Origin of the sequence: Paraburkholderia sp. RL18-085-BIA-A, assembly GCF_046027075.1 — a bacterium.
Taxonomy (GTDB): domain Bacteria; phylum Pseudomonadota; class Gammaproteobacteria; order Burkholderiales; family Burkholderiaceae; genus Paraburkholderia.
The window spans coordinates 1-19,229 of sequence record NZ_JARESU010000089.1 but is presented as its reverse complement, the minus strand read 5'-3'; the positions used below and the strand labels follow the sequence as shown (position 1 = coordinate 19,229).

Here is a 19,229-nt window from a genome sequence, read left to right as displayed (position 1 = left end):
GCTACAGCAACTCGAACGTGTCGACCACGGTCGCGCGCACACGATGCCGCGAGCCGAAGCGCGGCTGGCTCGCGCGAACCTGGCGCGTGAGGCCAATGAACGGCACACCGTGTTCGAGAAACGGCCCTTCAGTCTTGCGAAAGCCGAACTGCTCATAGAAGCCGCGCAAGCCGAGCGGCGCGCTCACGCGCACGGCGTGCCCCTGCCAACGTTGCCCGATCGCTTCCAGCACCCGTTCGACCAGCAGCTCGGCGGTGCCGTCGCCGCGCCGCAGCGGACTCGTCAGCACCTTGTCGATGGTGATTTCCGGATCTTCCGCATCGCCGGGTTGCACGCGCGCATAAGCGAGAATCGGCATCGGCCGCGCCATGTCCTCCACCGCAAACACATGCAGCGCATTTTCATCGCGGCCATCCGCGTCGAGACACACGTGTGACTGTTCGACCACGAACACCGCGCTGCGCGCCCGCAAGATCACATAGAGCTCGCGTGCCGAGAGCTGATCGAATTCCAGCGTTTTCCAGTTCATCCGGTTCCCCAGCGGTCAATGAGTTCAACGGGGCTGGCATCGCATGCCGCCCTCGACGGCATGGCTCAACACGCCGGCTCGTTGTCATGGCTACACGGTACGTGCGTGAAAAGGTAGCTTCCGTGCGCCATCGCACCGACGCCCGGCTTTCACAATCCTTAAATACGCCCTACCGGTGCACCGGGTCGAAGCGAACTTCTGCCTGTAGCAGACGGATGCCGCAAGCGTGAGGAAGTCACACGCATTGAGAGCGTCACCCATGTGGACCGGGCCGATCCCGACAAAAAAACCGCACCTGTAGCGGCTTTTCGTCAATACCTCCCGAAGACAGTTGGACAACAAAGGGGCACCACGAAATGAAAAACGAATTGCGACGCATCCTTTCCGAATCCGCCCGTCTGGACGTTGCCCCGGATAGCCTCGCGGACGACGCCGATCTCTACGCCGCGGGCCTGTCGTCGCTCGCAACCGTGCATCTGATGCTGGCCATCGAAGATGAGTTCAACATAGAAATCCCCGACCGTCTGTTGACGCGGCGGCTCTTCTCCAGCATCGATTCGATGGCCGCCGCGATCGTCGAATTGCAACAGGCGAGAGCAGCATGAACGCGCCGCTACTGGACACAGCGGTCTCGCGCGACGAAGCGCCAGCGCATGACGGCGCCGATGCGGCCGTACAGCTGACGGCGCTCGAGGCCGAACCCTGCTGGCGCGCGGCGGCGCATCGCTGCACTGCGGTAGCCGCGCAATTCGCCGATGCGGTGGACCGCGATGCGCGCTTTCCCAGCGAGGCATTCGATGCGCTCAAGCGCGAGCGTCTGCTGTCGGCAATGGTGCCAGTGGCATTTGGCGGCGCGGGGTTGTCGCTCGCGGAAGTCGGCGCGATCTGCGAGACCCTCGCGCAAGGTTGCGCGTCGACCGCGATGGTGTATGCGATGCACCAGATCCAGGTCGCGTGTATCGAAGCGCATGGCAGCGGATCAGCCTGGCACCGGCATCTGCTCGCGCAACTGGTCGAGCATCAATGGCTGCTGGCTTCGGCAACGTCGGAGGAGACCATCGGCGGCAACATGCGCACCAGTGCATGCTCGGTCGAGCTCGACGGCGCGCGCTTCCGGATCGAGAAGCTCGCACCGACGATTTCGTACGGCGCGCACGCGGACGGCATTCTGGTCACCGCGCGCCGCACCGCTGAGTCGGCCGCCGCCGACCAGGTGCTGATCGTCGCATTGCGCGAGGACACCCAACTGGAAAAGCGCGGCGGCTGGGACGCAATGGGCATGCGCGGCACCTGCAGCGAGGGCTTCCGGCTCGTCGCGACGGGACTCGCCGAGCAGATACTCGCGACGCCGTTCGCCGAGATCGCCGACCAGACCATGCTGCCGGTTTCGCACACGCTATGGGCTTCGGTGTGGACCGGCATCGCATGCGACGCGGTGAATCGCGCGAAGGCGTTCTTCCGCGCCCAGGCCCGCGCGAAGCCCGGCTCGGTGCCGCCCGCTGGCTTGCGCCTTGCCGAAGCGGTCGGCCTGCTGCAGATGATGCAGGCACGCCTGTCGGTCGCGCTGGAAGCGGCGCGCATCGCGCACCAGGCTCGCCACGGCGGCGCGCAAGCCGATGCGCCGCTAGCGGTGCAGCTCGGCTTCGCATCCGACATGAACACGCTGAAGACCAGCATCTCGAACACCGCGCTGCAGGTGGTTCAGGAAGTCCTGATGATCTGCGGCATGGCGGGCTACAAGAACGGCACACCGTACAGCGTCGGCCGCCATTTGCGCGACCTGCACTCCGCACCGCTGATGATCAACAACGACCGCATCGCGCAGAACACCGCGAGCCTGCTGCTCGCGCAGCGCCCTGCCACCCCGGGAAAAGCCTGAATGAACACAATGACCGATACCGCCGCGGCAGCCGCGGCTAATGCGACGGCCGAAGCCTCAACAGCGCCGGGCTTTCGCGACGAACTGCTTGCCGCCGGCCTGCTGATCGATACCGGCGAAAACGGCCTGTATGGGCGCAGCCAGATCTTCGAAGACGTGGTGGACCGCCTGAACGTGGCGATCACCCATCTGGGCGCGGACCAGCAGCCGGAACTGCTGCGCTTCCCGCCGGCCATGCGCCGCACCGACTTCGAGGACAGCGAATATCTGAAGAGCTTTCCGAATCTGGCAGGTACGATCCACTCGTTCTGCGGCAACGACATGGGCCACCAGCGCCTGTTGCGCGCCCTCGACGATGCGATGAGCGAGAGCGACGACGAGCGCAGCGACGCATGGATGGCGCAGCAGAAGCCCACGCGCGTGGTGCTGACGCCTGCCGCCTGCTATCCGATCTATCCGGTGATCGCGCGGCGCGGCGCGCTGCCCGCCGACGGCCGCACGATCGACGTGCTGTCGTACTGCTTCCGTCACGAGCCGTCGCTCGATCCGGGCCGCATGCAGATGTTCCGGCAGCGCGAATACGTGCGCCTCGGCAACCCCGAACAGGTGATGGCGTTCCGGCAGATGTGGATCGAACGCGGCTCGCTGCTGGTGACGCTGCTGCAATTGCCGGTCGACGTGGACCTCGCCAACGATCCGTTCTTTGGGCGCGGCGGCAAGATCGTCGCCGATAGCCAGCGTGCCCAGGCGCTGAAGTTCGAGCTGCTGATTCCGGTCGCGGACCCGCGCGGCAAGACCGCATGCCTGTCGTTCAACTATCACATGGAGCACTTCGGCGCGATCTGGAAGATCGCCTGCGCAGACGGCTCGGTCGCGCATACGGGGTGTGTCGGCTTCGGCATGGAGCGCATCACGCTCGCGCTGTTCCGTCATCACGGGCTCGACGTGAACCGCTGGCCGGACGACGTGCGCGCGCTGCTGTGGGGCGACACCGAAGCGCGCGTCGCACAGGGGATGCAGGACATGCAAGCGGCGCAACGCACGGGAGCCGGCGCATGAATCCCTCTCCAACGACGGCGCTCACCGGCACCCTTTCCGCCTTGCCGCTGCACGCCGGCCTATCCGCTCAAAGCGCCGCTGGCGCGCGTTTGCGCGAGCACGTGCCGCACGCGTTGCATCAGGGCGAGCGCGTGTGGCAGGAGACCAACTGCTACGTCGATCTGTGGATCGAACTGCTGCACGGCTTCGGGCTCGATCCGCGCGCTGCGCTCGCCTTCACCGTCACGCAGGATTTCGAGGGCGACCAGTTCACGTTCTTCAAGTTTCCGCTCGAAGACCTCGAACGGCTTTACGGCACGCACGTGCAGGAACTGGCTATCTATGATTCGCTCGAAGCCCGCGTGCTTGCGCAGACTTTGCGCGGCCACACCGTGCTGGTTGAAGTGGACGGCTATTACCTGCCGAATACGCGCGCCACGTCGTATCGCCGCGAGCATCCGAAAACCACGGTAGGCATCGACTTCATCGATCCCGACGCGCGCCGCCTCGGTTATTTTCACAACACCGGCTATCACCGGCTCGACGGCGAGGACTACGACGGCGTGTTCCGCAAGCTGCCGCAGTTCACGCAGCAACCCGATCTGCTGTTCCCATATGTGGAATTCGCCAAGCAGACGCGTCCCGCGCTCGAGGGCAGCGCGCTCGCGGATGCGTCGGCGGAACTACTGGGCGCACATTTGCTGCGCCGCCCACTGAACAATCCGGTTTCGCAATGGCGCGCCGCGTTTCCCGCGCATCTCGATATGCTGCTCGAACGCGGCGAAGCGTTCTTCCATCCGTATTCGTTCAACCTGATGCGTCAGCTCGGCGCGAACTTCGAATTTCTGTCGAAGTATCTGCTGTGGCTGTCCACCCAGGGCTTCGAGATTCCGCAGTCGATTCCCGATTCGGCGAAGCGCATCGCGGCGGAGTCGATGGTGATGCAGTTCCGGCTCGTGCGGGCCATCGCGCGCGGCCGGCGCGACACTTGTGAAGATTGCTTCGACGTGCTGGAAAGTGCTTATGAAAAGACGCTGCCGCCGCTCGCCGCGCTGGTGCGGTGACGCTCGTCTCGCGCAGCATCGACTATCCGGGAGTGCGCCGTGGATGCACTGATGTTTGATCCGGCGGCTGATGAAAGTGGCGAGGGCCGCGGCCCGCGCGCGGACGCGGCCCACGCCGGTCAAGAGCTGCATATCGAGCAGGCAACGGACAGCGGCGTCAGCGTCGCCAGCGTGGACAGCACGCGTGAATCACTTTGGCCGCAGCGGCTCGACGCAGGCTGGCAATGTCTCAGCACGCCAGCGGGCGCCTGCGAGTCGCCAGCGGATTTGCCCACACACGGCTGGCTCGAAGCGCAGGTACCCGGCACCGTGGCCGGCGCGCGCCGCGCGGCGGGCCTGTTCGACACCAATGATCCGCCGCCGCTCGCGTTCGACGATCACTGGTATCGCGTCACGCTCACCGGAACGGGCAAACGCCGTTTGCGTCTGCACGGGCTCGCCACGCTCTCCGAAGTGTGGATCGACGGCGTCAGGCGCCTCGAATCCGATTCGATGTTCATCGCACATGATCTGGACATCGAACTGAATGGCACCACGACGCTCGCACTATGCTTTCGCTCGCTGACACCAGCGTTGGCGGAAAAGCGCTCGCGTGCGCGCTGGCGGCCACGGCTCGTGTCGCCGCCCACGTTGCGCAACGTGCGCACCACGCTGCTCGGCCATATGCCTGGCTGGTGTCCGTCGATCCAGGCAGTCGGCCCCTGGCGTCCGGTCGAATTGCTGGGCACCGCGCCGCACGCATTCGACACGATTGATCTGACGAGTCGCATCGAAGACGATGACGGGGTTGTTGCGCTGACGTTACGTTTCGCGTATCCGCACGATGCCGCCACCTGCCGCGCCACGCTCAAATGCGGCACGTCTGCCTCGTCATTGCAATGGAGCGATGCATATACACTGAGCGGCAGCGTGCGCGTACCTCATGCGCAACGCTGGTGGCCGCACACACACGGCGCGCCCACTTTATATCCTCTGACGTTGCAAATCGATGACGACCACGCAACGAGTCACGCGCTGGGTTCGATCGGCTTTCGCAGCATCGAGGTGGAACGCGGGGCCGACGGCGCCGGCTTCGCATTGCGCGTGAACGGCGTGCCGGTGTTCTGTCGCGGCGCGTGCTGGACCAGCGCGGACCTCGTCACGCTCGCCGGCACCGACGCGCAATTGCGGCACACGTTTGCGCTGGCTCGCGACGCGGGCATGAACATGCTGCGCGTGGGCGGCACGATGGTGTACGAGTCCGATGCGTTTTACGCGCTCGCCGACGAATACGGCATGCTGGTCTGGCAAGACTTCGCGCTGGCGAATTTCGACTACCCCAACGATGCAGCATTCAAAGCGTCGATCGAGCGCGAAGCCGGCCAGTTTCTGATCCGCACGCGGCGCTTCGCCGCCCTCGCGGTGCTGTGCGGCGGCAGCGAGGCCGACCAGCAGGCCGCGATGTTCGGCCTGCCGCCTTCACGGCGCGCGCAAGCTGTGTTCACGGAACATCTGCCCGCGATCGTCGCGCGCGAACGGCCGGACCTGCCCTATGTCGGCAACTCGCCATCAGGGGGCCCATGGCCGTTTTCGACCAACGAAGGCATCACGCACTACTATGGCGTGGGCGCGTATCAGCGTCCTCTCGACGACGTGCGCCGCGCGCAGGTGCGCTTCGCCGCCGAATGCCTCGCATTCGCCAACGTGCCCGACGACGCGACCTTGCATGACGCGCTCGGCACGCTGAACTCGCACGATCCGCGCTGGAAGGCCGCCGTGCCGCGCGACCCGGGCGCGGGCTGGGATTTCGACGACGTGCGCGACCACTATCTGCGCACCTGCTACGGCGTCGACGCCGCGCGGCTGCGCTACGAGGACACCGAGCGTTATCTGGATCTGTCGCGCGCCGTGGTGGCCGAGCTGATGAGCGACGTGTTCGCCGAATGGCGGCGCGCGGACTCGAACTGCGGCGGCGCACTCGTGTGGCAGTTGCAGGATCTGCGGGCCGGCGCGGGATGGGGCTTGATCGACGCGACAGGAAGGCCTAAAAGCGCGCTGCACGGCCTCTCGCAAACGTTGCAGCCCGTACAGGTGGTCATCACCGACGAAGGGCTCAACGGCCTCGACATTCATCTGATCAACGAGCGCCCGCAAACGTTTAGCGCGCAACTCGAACTGGTCTGCCTGCGCGATGGCAACGTTCGGGTTGCGTCCGCGAACTGCCCGGTCGAGTTGCAGCCGCACAGCGTGCAACGCCTTAGTGCGGCCGCAAGACTCGGCCAGTTCTTCGACTTCACGCACGCTTATCGTTTCGGCCCGCGCGCACACGAGGTCACGATTGCAACACTGCGCGACGTGGCGAGCGGCGAGATCGTATCGGAAACGTTTCACCTGCCCGAGCGGCGCGTGAACGAGCGTCAGGACCTCGGCCTGACGGTGGCCGTCGAGCACACCACTGAAGGCTGGCGGCTCGTCATCGAAGCACAGCGCTTTGCGCGCTTCGTTCATATCATTGACCCGCACTACCGGGCCGCGCACGACTGGTTCCACCTCGCGCCGAACCGTCCTCGCATCGTGCCGCTGATCGCAGCGACCCCGTTCGCGTCGCTGCAACGAATCGTTGCGGGCACAGCCAACTCCGCATTTAAAGATGATGCAACATGCCCGACACCCGCGGGCGAAGTGCGCGCGATCAATGCGATATCCGCCACCTTCTACCGCTGAATGTTCCGTTGAACTAGGCACTTCTTCGCAAGCCGCGAAAAACCTCGCGCTTCGCGCGTGCATGTGTCTGGTTCGCGGCATCACTGTTGGTCCCTGCGCGACTCCCGGCTCTTCAGAAATGCGAACCGTACGGCAGCGAACGTAGCGCATGGAACACTTCTGAATCAATTCCGGCACATCCCGGACATCGCATTACGACGAGCACGCAAGGGCACTTGCAACCTTCAGACAACTGTACGCGGGTCCCCGTCATCACCCACAAAGCCAATGCCATCAATACCTGGCGTCCTTTTAGACCGAGCCGCGAAACGCGGACTTCCAGGCAGGGCGTTGTACAGAATTGAAACAAAAAGACACATTCGGCTTCGCACAATGAGGGGGCCTGGTTCGCTGCGCCGCACCAGCGCTCGCTTTGCATGCCGTTGGCACGCTCCTCGCTACTATCCCTGCGCAACACGGCGTCGCCGCATCGGGGCTTCAAAAGAACGGTGGTGACGCGCCAAGGCCAATACGGGGCCGGTCCTGTTCATCCTCGCTGCTCTGCGGGCAGCATGTCGTACATAAACGGATACAGGCATCGGATCAAAAACAGAAAGTCGCCAAACCGCGCCTTTCACGCGAGGACCGATCATGTTGACACTTCAATCAGATCTGCACGGTAATCATTTGCTCGGCGCATTGCCGTCGCACGAATGGCAAGCGCTAGCTCCCCACCTCGAACTGGTTCATCTGCGCACCGAGCAGTTGCTGTGCGACTCCGGCCAACGTATTCATCACGTCTACTTCCCGACCACTGCGATCATCTCGATGCTCTCGACGATGGAAGACGGCAGCTCGGTCGAAATCGCCGCGGTCGGCCGCGAAGGCATGACCGGCGTGCCGGTGCTCACCGGCGGCGAAACCATGCCGAACCGCGTGCAGGTGCAATGCGCCGGCTTCGCGTACCGAATGAGCGCACAGGCGCTCAAGCAGCAATTCGCCCGCTCGGATTTCCTGCGCCGCCTGATGCTGCTGTATATGCACGCCCTGCTCACGCAAGTCGCGCAAACCGCGGCCTGCAATCGCCACCACGCGCTGAACAAGCAACTGTGCCGCTGGCTGCTGATCGAAGTGGATCGCGTCGCGTCGAATGATCTGACGGTAACCCAGCAGCTGATCGCCGATATGCTCGGCGTGCGCCGCGAAGGCATTACCGAAGCAGCGGGCAAGTTGCATGACGAAGGCCTGATCCACCACAGCCGCGGCCACATCAAGGTGCTCGACCGCAAGGGACTCGAAGCGCGCGCGTGCGAATGCTACGGCCTCGTCAAGCGTGAATTCGACCGTCTGCTGCCGCGCCTGCGCCAGGCCGAAACGGTCGAATAAACGCTGCACCGTTCGACTACTGGATAAGAAAGACCAATATGTTCAGGAATACTGCGCGATGCCTCGACGCACTCTTCGTGATTGCGGGAGGTCTGTTGGCTCACTGGCTGCGCTACTCCATGCCAATCGCGTTGTCGGACACCCAGCGCCTTCTGATCGCCTTCAACTGCGTGCTCGTGCTGCTGCTGTTTCCGGGCTTCGGCGTGTATGAAACGTGGCGCGGCAAGGCATTGGCGCCGGTGTTGGCGAGGATCGCCGCCGCGTGGATGGTGGTGGTCGCCACCGGCCTCGTGCTGGCGTTCACGTTGCACCGGATGGATGCGGTGTCGCGTCTGTGGTTCGGCTATTCGACGCTGATCTCCGGCGCGCTGATCATCGTCACCCGCTGCGCGATGCACGTCGTGCTGCGCAGCGTGCGAAGTCGCGGCATGAACATGCGCACGGTCGCGATCGTCGGAGCGCCCGGCTTTTCGCGCACGCTGCTCGCGCATCTGGAACATGCGCCGCAAGCCGGCTTCAAACCGGTCTGCGTGTTCGACACCAGCGTCGAAGGCTCCGGCGCCTATGGCCCGCGCCTTAGCCGCCTGCCGGTGCTGACCGATCTGAATGCGTTCGCCGACAAGGTGCGCGATGAGCACGTGAACGAAGTGTGGCTCGCGTTGCCGCTTTCCGAAGAACATACGCTCTATCGCTTCACGCGCACCTTCAGACACGACTTCGTGAACTTGCGCTTCATTCCCGATGTGCGCAGCCTGTCGCTGTTCAACCATGCGCCGGTGGATGTGGTCGGGTTGCCCACGCTGAATCTGAGCGCGACGCCCATCTCGCCGCCGCAGATGTGGCCCAAGCTGATGTTCGACCGCCTGTTCGCGGCGCTCACGCTGCTCGCGCTCGCGCCGGTGTTCATCGTGCTCGCGATCGGCATCAAGCGCACCTCGCCCGGACCAGTGTTCTTTCGCCAGATCCGCAAGGGTGTCGACGGCCAGCCGTTCGCGATCTACAAGTTCCGCTCGATGACCGTTCATCACGAGGCGCACGGCCTGATCACCCAGGCCGCCCGCAACGACGTGCGCGTGACGAAGCTCGGCGGCTTCATGCGCCGCACGAGCCTCGACGAGTTGCCGCAGTTCCTCAACGTGCTGCGCGGGCAGATGTCGGTGGTCGGCCCGCGCCCCCACGCGGTCGAACACGACGATCTCTACAAGGACCAGGTATACGGCTATATGCACCGCTACCGGATCAAACCCGGCATCACCGGCTGGGCCCAGGTGAACGGCTATCGCGGCGCCACCACCAAGGTCGAGAAGATGGAAGCGCGGATCAAGTTCGACCTGTTCTATATCAACAACTGGTCGTTCTGGTTCGATATGAAAATCGTGTTCATCACGATCTTGAAAGGCTTTGTCGGGCGCAATGCATTCTGATCATGCCGATCCGCGCGCCACTCATGAAAGTGTCCGTGATCGTGCCGACGTATCGATGCACCGCCGATCTGGCCCGTTGCCTCGCGGCGCTCGACGCTCAGGAACGCCGCGCCGACGAAGTGATCGTGATCGCGCGCCATGACGATTACGCGACGCTCGACTGGCTGCGCACCCGCGCAGCCATACGGCCCGATCCGCGTCGCTTCGTGCTGCTCGTACGCACACCGGGAATAGTCGCCGCGTATAACCTCGGTATAGAAAGCGCGAGCGGCCATGTGCTCTGCTTCACCGGCGACGATGCCGCGCCGCATGGCGACTGGGTCGCGCGGATCGCCCGCGCGTTTGCCGGCGATCCGACGCTCGGCGGTCTCGGCGGCCGCGATATCTTGCACGAGCGCGCGCACGGGCGCGACGGCGCCGCGCAAGGCCGCGAGCCGTGCGTGGGCCTCGTGCGCTGGTATGGACGAATCATCGGCAATCATCATGTCGGCCAGGGCGAAGCCCGCGCGGTCCAGGTGCTCAAGGGTGTGAACATGGCGTTCCGCCGCGAGGCGATCGGCGCACTGCGCTTCGATGCGCGCCTGCGCGGCACCGGCGCGCAGGCTCACTGCGAGACTGCCTTCAGTCTGGACGTGCAATGGCGCGGCTGGACTTTGATTTACGATCCGTCGCTGCTGGTGGAGCACTTCCCTGCCCAACGCGGACACGAAGACCCACGTCTCACCTTCAACGACGTCGCTTTCTATAACGCGTCGTTCAATCTTCGGCTCATCATGTGCGAATACCTGAGCCCGGCCGGCCGATGGGCGTTCGTCGCTTACTCGACGCTCATCGGAGATCCCTCGGACCCGGGGTTCCTGCGCGCGTTGTCGTTGGCGTTCGAACGCGGCGGCGTGGGACTTGCGTTGCGCAAATGGCGCGTGGGCCTGCGCGCGATGCGCGGGGCGTGGCAGGAGGCCGTGCGCTGATCCGCGCACCTTGAAGCGTTTTCCTACGAACGGGCTGCGCCGGGCCGAGGTGCGGCCCCTTCATGTTTGAACATTTGATCAACCCACAACTGAAACAGCGCCAGATACAGAAGCGCCAGCTGCCAACGGCTGAATTGCAGGCCGCCGGCGCCGGCGTGGATGAAACGATCAAAAAGCGCGCGAAAGCTCATCGTGCCGTGCAGAGCACGGCACGATGCCGGCGCCAGGCGACTTTCAGAGAAACGCGCTGACGTCCATATGAAAACGCGAAGCTAGCGCTTTCGCCACCTTCTTGCTGATCGCGCGGCGCCCCGCAAGAATGTCGCTCACCACGGTGGGCGACGCGATACCTATCAGGTCTTTCTGCTTGAGCCCGTGCGTTTCCAGCAGATGCCGCAAGACTTCGCGCGGCTCCTCTTTTGGAATCGTCACGCTGTGCGCTTCCCATCGTCCGATCAGGTCCGTGACGATCGCGTGCAGATCGGCAAGCGGATCCTCCCCATTACTGCTCAGATGATCGGAGAGCGTGTTGGCTACCCGCACCATCTGCTGGTAATCCTCTTCGTTACGAATGGGTGTGATCGGCAACTGGCTTCGCAGCATGGCCCAGGTGTGAGCAACATCGGGAAAAGGTCCCGGAAGGCGATCGGCATTCATGAGATTAGATTCTTCCTCGTCCAAAGGTCGTACTCCGCATGCGTCAATTACACGACGAACGAATAACGACTGCCTGTTGCAGTGAATCGCCGCCACGAGCCAGGACCGCGTGCCGCGCACATCGAAAACCGTGTATTGAAGCGGCACGTAGTCCACGCCGGCGAACATCTGCTTCAGGTCGTTATAGCCATACGCGAGGCAAGCCTGCGCCAGTGAGCACCACGCAAATTGCCCACTCTGCACGCCCCGATGTCTTTTATGAAACCCAGCAACGCGTTGTTGAGGTGACCCGCTTCGTCCTTACTCGCCCGTGCCCGCGCTTCGAACTTGCGCGTGCCACCTGCGAGGCCAGACGAAGCGAATCGACAGCGACAGCCGGCCGGACGCCTACACCCGAACGGCTCGTTACAGCCTACTGCGATACGACGAAAAGCTTTCCTGTTCGCGCCTTCAGCAATTCACAATGTGCCAATAAACCGGCTGATCGGGCCCTGCGCCAAAGGCCCGCCCAACGCGTCAACTCAAAAGTCCGACGTACCCGGCGTAAGCGCATCGGCGCCCCCGGCTGCTTCTGGATGCCGGTTGGCGCGCTCGCCCGACATGTCGGGTTGCCAGACCGCGCCCGCCCGTTTCCCTGCCTCCACTGGTTGACGCACGCCCGCTGCCGCGACGGTCCGCGTGACCTCGGCCATGAACGCGCGCCGGAAGACCGTTGGCGAAAACCGTTCGGCGTTTGCGCGGCAGGCCGCTGCGCTGATATGCTCGCGCAGCCGTTCGAAGCGGGCGATCGCGCCGAGCATCGACACGACGGTTTGGGCTCCGAAATATACGCCAGTGGCGCGCACCTCGCCGACCGGCACCACCGTTTCGAGCGCACTGCCCTTGCCGAGCGCAATGACCGGCGTGCCACAGGCCTGTGCTTCGAGCGGGACGATGCCGAAGTCTTCTTCTGCGCAGACGAAAGCCCGCGCGCGTTGCAAATAGTCCTTCAAAACTTCGAATGGCTGATTGCCGAGCATCGTCACATTCGGGCCCGCTTTGGCGCGAAGCGCGGCCATCTGCGGCCCGTCGCCGATCACGACCAGCTTGCGATGCGGCGTCGCGTTGAACGCCTCGACGATCAGATCGATGCGTTTGTGCGGCACCATCCGTGCTACCGTCAGATAGAAATCGTCCTTGTGCGTGCGCAGCTCGAAGCGATGCACGTCGACCGGCGGCGGAATCACCGCGGCATCGCGCCCGTATGTTTTCATCAGACGTCGCGCGCCGAAGTGCGAATTCGCGATCAGGCGATCGACGCCATTTGCCGATTGCGCATCCCAGCCGCGCAGGTAATGGAGCATCGCGCGCGTCGCCCACGACTTCGGTCCGCGCGTCAGATTCGCTTCGCGAAGATACTCGTGCTGCTGATCCCACGCGCAGCGCAGCGGCGCATGCACGTAACTCACGTGCGTCTTTCCCGGGCCCACCAGCACCCCCTTGGCGACCGCCGAAGAACTCGAGATGATGAGGTTGTAATCGGTCAAATCGAACTGTCTGACGGCGAGCGGCATCAACGGCAGATACGCGCGATAACGGCGCCGCGCGAGCGGCAGGCTCTGGATGAAGGACGTCGTCACGGGCCGGCCGCCGAGCAGCTTGCGGTCCTCGAGAAAATCGACGAGGCTGAAGAGGTCCGCTTCGGGAAAGCATTCGATGATCTGCGCGAGCACCTTCTCCGCACCGCCAGGTGCGTCGAGCCAGTCGTGCACGATCGCCACTCTCATGATCTCCCCGCCTGTCGGAAACGCCTGTTGGGCTCAACAACGAGTGTATGTGCCACATTCATTGCCGTGCGTGCGCGTGCCCACATTCGACATGCGACAGTGCGCGAATAATTGGGGCCTTTCGTCCGCCCAATCGAACCGGCGCCTAGATGCCTCGCGCGCGCCTACACACCTGATGATTGGAGCGGGCGGCGCGTCGGCGCCGCGCGTCGCGGATTGCGCGCGCGACGGCCTTTCGGAACGGCAGGCGCGCGTGGATAAAAGCAATGAGTGTGCTTTGCGGAGATCGATCGAAGCCGGGCCGTTAGGGCCGGTGATCGTCAGGGGAATGGACGTCTGCCGAGTGACGCCGATATCGCTGCGTCGGTCGACCCGATCTGCACGTTGCGTGCCGATCCGGCGCGGCATCTTACGCAGCAGCGCTGCCAAACGATGCGCCACCGGAGTCTGTTCCGGTGGCTAAGTATTTACAGCAGATGGCACCGGCAATCCGCCGCGCCACGCATCAACTCAACCCGATACGACATGAAGCGGGCAATGCAAACGAAACGCGCGCGAGCCCGCTGACCGCAGACTCGCGCCAACTTCACCACATACCGCTCAACCCTTGCTGTACTCGATCGTTTCGACGCCCGAGTCCGTGCCGAGCAGGCACAGATTCGCGCCACGGCCCGCGAACAGGCCGACCGTGACCACGCCCGGCCATGCGTTGACGTGCATCTCGAGCGTGCGCGGATCGCTGATACGCAGACCCTTGACGTCGATGATTTCGTTGCCGTTGTCGGTAATGAACGGCGAGCCCTCTTTGGTCACGCGCACCACCGGCACACCGCCGAGCGCAGTGACGCGCCGGCCGATCGCGGTGCGCGCCATCGGCACCACTTCGATCGGCAGCGGGAAGCTGCCGAGCGTGTCGACCAGCTTGCTCGCGTCCGCGATGCAGACGAACACGTCCGACACCGACGCGACGATCTTCTCGCGCGTCAGCGCGCCGCCGCCGCCCTTGATCATCGCGCCGCTGTGGTCGATCTCGTCGGCGCCGTCCACGTACACCGGCAGCGAATCGATTTCGTTCAGGTCGAACACCTTGATGCCGTGCGATTGCAAACGCGCGGTAGTGGCGAGCGAACTCGACACCGCGCCGCGATAGCGCGCCTTGTTGGCGGCCAGCGCGTCGATGAAGCAGTTCGCGGTGGAACCGGTGCCGACGCCGATCACCGCGCCCTCGGGCACGTTGGCGTTCACATAGTCGGCGGCGGCTTGGCCGACCAGTTGTTTGAGTTCGTCTTGAGTCATGGGAAAGCTGGCAAGCAGTAGAAACAGCTAGTTTACCGGAGTGACGCGCGCGGAGTGGCACGCGCGAGCGGGCGATTACTTCTTCACCGCCCGCTGCCGCACCGCTTCGAACAGGCACACGCCGCTCGCCACCGATACGTTCAGGCTTTCGACCGTGCCCGCCATCGGAATCTGCATGACGACATCGCAAGTCTCTCGCGTGAGGCGGCGCATGCCCTCGCCTTCGGCGCCCATCACGAGTGCCACCGGACCGTCGAGCTCGGTGTCGTAGAGGCTCTTGGTGGCTTCGCCCGCCGTGCCGACGACCCACACGCCGGCGTCCTTCAACTCGCGCAGCGCCCGCGCCAGATTCGTGACCGTGATGTACGGCACGGTGTCGGCCGCGCCGCTCGCCACCTTTGCGGCGGTCGCATTCAACCCCACCGCGCGATCGCGCGGCGCGATCACCGCGTGCGCGCCGGCGGCATCGGCCACCCGCAGGCAGGCGCCGAGATTGTGCGGATCCGTCACGCCGTCCAGCACCAGAATCAGCGGCGAACCATTGATTCCGTCGAGCAGTTCGGCCAGGTTCTGCGCGAGCGGCAGGTCACCCGCACGGGCCACCACGCCCTGGTGACGCTCGGTGTGCGCGAGACCCCACAGACGCGTTTCGTCGGCGGCGATCAGACGCACGCCGGCTTCTTTCGCCGCGTGCAGGAATTCGGTCATGCGACGGTCTTTGCGCGTCGCGTCGTAATAGACATCTTCGACCGTCGACGCATCGTGCCGGATACGCGCGGTCACTGCGTGGAAACCATATAAAACCTTGAGACGTGCCATGACTGAACAACCTTTGATTGAGCGCGCGTTCGACGTGCGCTGCTGTGATGAATACGTGCCTGAGTGCTGCGCTTGAATATTTTTGCCTGAATACTCTTAGCTGTCTGCCGCGCCCGCGCATACGAGTGCGCACATCCATGCGCGCGTGGCTGCGATAAAACGCAGACCGCGCGCAACCGGCACGTAGGAACGTACCCGATGCGCGCGGTTCAGGCGGTGAAACCGCTTCAGCGCTTCTTGCGTGCGGTCGCTTTCGTCGCCGCCTTGGCCGCGGCGCCGTGCTTCTTCGCCGCGCCACGCGCGGCGCGCGCTTCCTGGACCGCCGCGCTTTGCGCGGGCGCGGCCTTCTTGCGCCGCGCGCCCGGCGCCGCTGCGCCGCCTTCGACCGGCGGCAACACGCGCACGCGCGCGCCGCCGCTTTCACCTGAGCCCTTGTCGGCTAGCGAGCCGCGCGCGGCCGGCGGCTTGATCGGCGTGTCGCGCACGAGGCGGAAGTCGATCTTGCGCGCGTCGAGATCGACGCGGCTCACCTGCACACGCACGCGATCCGACAGGCGATAGCGAATGCCGGTGCGCTCGCCGCGCAACTCGTTCTTGATCTCGTCGTACTGGAAGTAATCGGAGCCGAGTTCGGTGACGTGCACGAGGCCTTCGATGAAGAGCGAATCGAGCTGCACGAAAATGCCGAACGACGTGACGCCGTTCACCATGCCGCCATACTCCTCGCCGAGCTTGTCGCGCATGAAGTAGCACTTCAGCCAGGCTTCGACGTCACGCGACGCTTCGTCCGCGCGGCGCTCGTTGGCCGAGCAGTGCAGCCCCAGCTCTTCCCAGATCGCGACATTGTTGCCGCGCTGCCGGCCGCGTTTTTCATCGTCGGCCTGCTGCATTGCGCGGGCGCGCGGCGACAGCGCCGTATTCAGCTCGACGCCTTGCGGCGGCTCCGGCTGATATTTGCGGCCCTGCAGGATCGCGTAGATCGCGCGATGCGTGAGCAGGTCGGGATAGCGGCGGATCGGGCTCGTGAAGTGCGCATACGCCTCGTACGCGAGACCGAAGTGGCCGATGTTGTCCGGGCTGTAGACCGCCTGCTGCATCGAGCGCAGCAGCATGGTTTGCAGCATCTGCGCATCGGGCCGCTCGCGGATCTGCGCCATCAGCGCAGCGTAGTCGCTCGCGTGCGGCGTGTCGCCGCCGGCGAGCGTGAGGCCCATGCCGCGCAGGAACGTGCGCAGATTCTCGAGCTTTTCCGCCGTCGGCCCCGCGTGCACGCGGAACAGGCCAGCATGCTTGTTGCGCTTGAGGAAGTCGGCCGCGCAGACGTTCGCGGCCAGCATGCACTCTTCGATCAGCTTGTGCGCGTCGTTGCGGGTGCGCGGCACGATCTGTTCGATCTTGCCTTGCGCGTTGCAGACGATGTAGGTCTCGGTCGTATCGAAGTCGATCGCGCCGCGTTTCTGGCGCGCCGCGAACAGCGACTTGTACACGCCGTACAGATTCTGCAATTGCGGCAGCAAGGCGGCGCGGCGCGTGGCCTCCGGGCCCTTGGTGTTTTTCAGCACCGCGGCGACTTCCGTGTAGGTCAGACGCGCGGCCGAGTGCATGACGCCGGGATAGAACTGATACGCCTTCACTTCACCGCGCGCGGTGACGACCATGTCGCACACCAGCACGCAACGGTCGACATGCGGATTCAGCGAGCACAAGCCGTTGGACAGTTTTTCCGGCAGCATCGGAATCACGCGGCGCGGGAAATACACCGAGGTGCTGCGCTCGATCGCGTCGGCGTCGAGCCCGCTCTTCGGATGCACGTAGTGCGACACGTCTGCAATTGCGACGATCAGCCGGAAGCCCTCGCCACGGCCGACCTGGATCGGCTCGCAGTACACCGCGTCGTCGAAGTCGCGCGCATCTTCGCCGTCGATCGTGACGAGCGGCACGTCGCGCAGATCGACCCGGTGACGCGCGTCGACCGGGCGGACTTCGTCGGGCAGCTTCGCGGCTTCGTCGAGCGCGTCGGGGCTGAACTCGTGCGGCACGCCGTACTTGCGCACCGCGATTTCGATTTCCATGCCGGGGTCGTCGATATCGCCGAGCACTTCCACCACGCGGCCGAGTGGCTGCGAATGACGGCTCGGGAAATCGGTCAGCTCGACCACCACCACCTGGCCGACCTTGGCCTTCTTGGTGTTCTGCGTGATCAGAATGTCGTGGCCGATGCGCTTGTCTTCGGGCGCGACGATCAGCGCGCCGTTTTCATTGAGCAGGCGGCCGATCACGCGCTTGTTGGCGCGATCCGTGACTTCGACGATATGCCCTTCCGGACGGCCGCGCCGGTCATAACCGACGATGCGCGCGAGCACGCGGTCGTTGTGCATGACCTTCTGCATTTCGGCGGTGGGCAGGAACAGATCGTCCTGGCCGTCGTCGCGAATCAGGAAGCCGTAGCCGTCGCGATGGCCTTGCACGCGGCCTGCGACAAAGTTCGACGGATGCGTCAGCTGATAGAGATTGCGCTGATCGAGCCGGATCTGGCCGTCGCGCTCCATCGCGCCGAGGCGCTTGAAAAATCCTTCGCGCTCCTGGCGCTTGATCGACAGGGCTTCGGCGATGTCGTTCGCGGCAAGCGGCGCTTCACTCGTGCGCAGGACGCCCAGAATTTCTTCGCGGCTTGGAATCGGATACGGAAATTTGCTCAAGGGCTTGTCGATGATTTTTTCTCGTTGCATGGACGTCGGTCGGCGTTGTGGCTCGGCTTGGAATGCGTTTGCGCTGCGCGTGAGTTGCACTTGCGATTGCACTGGAAAAACCGCTCGGGTCCGGCTCGTTCAAGGCTGAGTCGACGGGCGTGGGTGCACCGTGCCAACGAACTACTGCGAGGCATTCTAACACCCGTCTTGCGCGCCACGCGGCCCGTCAATAGTCGCTGGGAGGCGCGCGCAGCCGGGTCGGCGCGATGTTTACGCAACTTTGGAGAAACGCTTGACAGGTCTCAATCTGTCGCTATAATGGCGGTCTTTGCTGTTCATCACCTGCCCAGGTGGCGAAATTGGTAGACGCACTAGGTTCAGGTCCTAGCGGTGGCAACACTGTGGAGGTTCGAGTCCTCTCTTGGGCACCAGATTCAAAATTGAAGCCGCCTGCGGGCGGCTTCAATTTTTGTGTGAAGCTACGTGGTCCGATTCACTCGTTGGTGCGATCGGTTTGTGTAGTTAGCAGGACGGTAGTTGAGTAGTGAAAGCAGTGCTTTTCTGCACAACTAAACCGGGCGGTTTGATAAAGCGAAGTTTGTTTGAAGTAGGGATTGACACGCTGCATCAGCTCGCTAAAATAGCGGTCTAGCTTGAAGACGTGCCCAGGTGGCGGAATTGGTAGACGCACTAGGTTCAGGTCCTAGCGGTGGCAACACCGTGGAGGTTCGAGTCCTCTCCTGGGCACCAACAGTTGTTCCGGCGTAAGCCGAAGTAGTCCGAGAAACCCCGTAAGATCAAGGTCTTACGGGGTTTTTTGTTGCCTACAGATCCTGTACATTCCGCTAACGTCAACGATTTTTGCGTATACTCTTGCGTATACCAGATTCGGGGGCAAACCCATGCCCAGACGCGTCGAACCGAAGTCGGAGTTGGCGTTCCGTGCCGCCAGATCGCGTGCACGTCCCTACCTTCTTGCGGATGGTAACGGGCTCGCCTTGAGGGTCCGGCCAAACGGCGCCAAGACCTGG

At 64.0% G+C, this 19,229-nt stretch carries 15 protein-coding genes, 2 tRNA genes and 1 pseudogene; 10 read left to right on the top strand and 8 right to left on the bottom strand.

Annotated features, from left to right (window positions below; genetic code table 11):
* Position 1: 1 nt before the first annotated feature.
* A complete protein-coding gene (locus tag P0D89_RS36695) occupies positions 2-529 on the bottom strand; it encodes a GNAT family N-acetyltransferase (RefSeq protein ID WP_408365729.1) in 528 nt (175 codons plus the stop codon).
* 356 nt (positions 530-885) lie between these two features.
* On the opposite strand from P0D89_RS36695, the gene P0D89_RS36690 reads away from it, so the two are divergent.
* From P0D89_RS36690 to P0D89_RS36655, 8 genes are all read left to right on the top strand, one after another.
* Positions 886-1,134: an acyl carrier protein gene (locus tag P0D89_RS36690; RefSeq protein ID WP_408365731.1), complete on the top strand. Its 249-nt coding sequence runs from the start codon at positions 886-888 to the stop codon at positions 1,132-1,134.
* Positions 1,131-2,408: an acyl-CoA dehydrogenase family protein gene (locus P0D89_RS36685; RefSeq protein ID WP_408365733.1), complete on the top strand. Its 1,278-nt coding sequence runs from the start codon at positions 1,131-1,133 to the stop codon at positions 2,406-2,408. Before P0D89_RS36690 ends, P0D89_RS36685 begins: the two co-directional genes overlap by 4 nt.
* On the top strand, positions 2,409-3,467 hold the full coding sequence (locus tag P0D89_RS36680; protein WP_408365734.1) for an amino acid--[acyl-carrier-protein] ligase: 1,059 nt from the start codon (positions 2,409-2,411) through the stop codon (positions 3,465-3,467).
* A complete protein-coding gene (locus tag P0D89_RS36675) occupies positions 3,464-4,510 on the top strand; it encodes a DUF1839 family protein (RefSeq protein ID WP_408365735.1) in 1,047 nt (348 codons plus the stop codon). Before P0D89_RS36680 ends, P0D89_RS36675 begins: the two co-directional genes overlap by 4 nt.
* Positions 4,511-4,561: 51 nt before the next feature.
* Complete coding sequence (locus P0D89_RS36670; RefSeq protein WP_408377987.1) at positions 4,562-7,213, top strand: glycoside hydrolase family 2 protein; 2,652 nt, start codon at positions 4,562-4,564, stop codon at positions 7,211-7,213.
* A gap of 630 nt (positions 7,214-7,843) precedes the next feature.
* A complete protein-coding gene (locus P0D89_RS36665) occupies positions 7,844-8,578 on the top strand; it encodes a Crp/Fnr family transcriptional regulator (protein ID WP_006048767.1) in 735 nt (244 codons plus the stop codon).
* 38 nt (positions 8,579-8,616) lie between these two features.
* Positions 8,617-10,002 (top strand): undecaprenyl-phosphate glucose phosphotransferase, encoded by a 1,386-nt coding sequence (locus P0D89_RS36660; protein ID WP_408365737.1) that lies wholly within the window; start codon positions 8,617-8,619, stop codon positions 10,000-10,002.
* Between the two features lie 2 nt (positions 10,003-10,004).
* Complete coding sequence (locus tag P0D89_RS36655) at positions 10,005-10,970, top strand: glycosyltransferase family 2 protein (RefSeq protein ID WP_408365739.1); 966 nt, start codon at positions 10,005-10,007, stop codon at positions 10,968-10,970.
* A 23-nt stretch (positions 10,971-10,993) separates the two neighbouring features.
* Here the strand turns inward: P0D89_RS36655 and P0D89_RS36650 are convergent, their stop codons facing one another.
* The 7 genes and pseudogenes from P0D89_RS36650 to rnr all read right to left on the bottom strand — a co-directional run bounded on the left by P0D89_RS36650 (position 10,994) and on the right by rnr (position 18,237).
* On the bottom strand, positions 10,994-11,161 hold the full coding sequence (locus P0D89_RS36650; RefSeq protein ID WP_408365741.1) for a hypothetical protein: 168 nt from the start codon (positions 11,159-11,161) through the stop codon (positions 10,994-10,996).
* A gap of 43 nt (positions 11,162-11,204) precedes the next feature.
* Positions 11,205-11,627, bottom strand: coding sequence for a helix-turn-helix domain-containing protein (locus P0D89_RS36645; protein WP_408365753.1), 423 nt, complete (start codon positions 11,625-11,627; stop codon positions 11,205-11,207).
* 108 nt (positions 11,628-11,735) lie between these two features.
* Positions 11,736-11,795 (bottom strand): annotated as a pseudogene (locus P0D89_RS36640) (type II toxin-antitoxin system HigB family toxin); the annotation flags it as partial.
* 353 nt (positions 11,796-12,148) lie between these two features.
* Complete coding sequence (locus tag P0D89_RS36635) at positions 12,149-13,393, bottom strand: glycosyltransferase (RefSeq protein ID WP_408365743.1); 1,245 nt, start codon at positions 13,391-13,393, stop codon at positions 12,149-12,151.
* Between the two features lie 600 nt (positions 13,394-13,993).
* Entirely contained in the window at positions 13,994-14,689 is a 696-nt protein-coding gene (gene rpiA, locus P0D89_RS36630; protein ID WP_408365745.1) for a ribose-5-phosphate isomerase RpiA, read from the bottom strand.
* A gap of 75 nt (positions 14,690-14,764) precedes the next feature.
* On the bottom strand, positions 14,765-15,508 hold the full coding sequence (gene rlmB / locus P0D89_RS36625; RefSeq protein WP_149675204.1) for a 23S rRNA (guanosine(2251)-2'-O)-methyltransferase RlmB: 744 nt from the start codon (positions 15,506-15,508) through the stop codon (positions 14,765-14,767).
* 227 nt (positions 15,509-15,735) lie between these two features.
* Positions 15,736-18,237, bottom strand: coding sequence for a ribonuclease R (gene rnr / locus P0D89_RS36620; protein ID WP_408377984.1), 2,502 nt, complete (start codon positions 18,235-18,237; stop codon positions 15,736-15,738).
* Positions 18,238-18,542: 305 nt separating this feature from the next.
* Between rnr and P0D89_RS36615 the strand changes: the two genes are divergently transcribed.
* Positions 18,543-18,629: transfer RNA gene (locus P0D89_RS36615), tRNA-Leu, on the top strand.
* A gap of 232 nt (positions 18,630-18,861) precedes the next feature.
* Positions 18,862-18,948, top strand: a tRNA-Leu gene (locus tag P0D89_RS36610).
* The last annotated feature ends 281 nt before the right edge of the window (positions 18,949-19,229 follow it).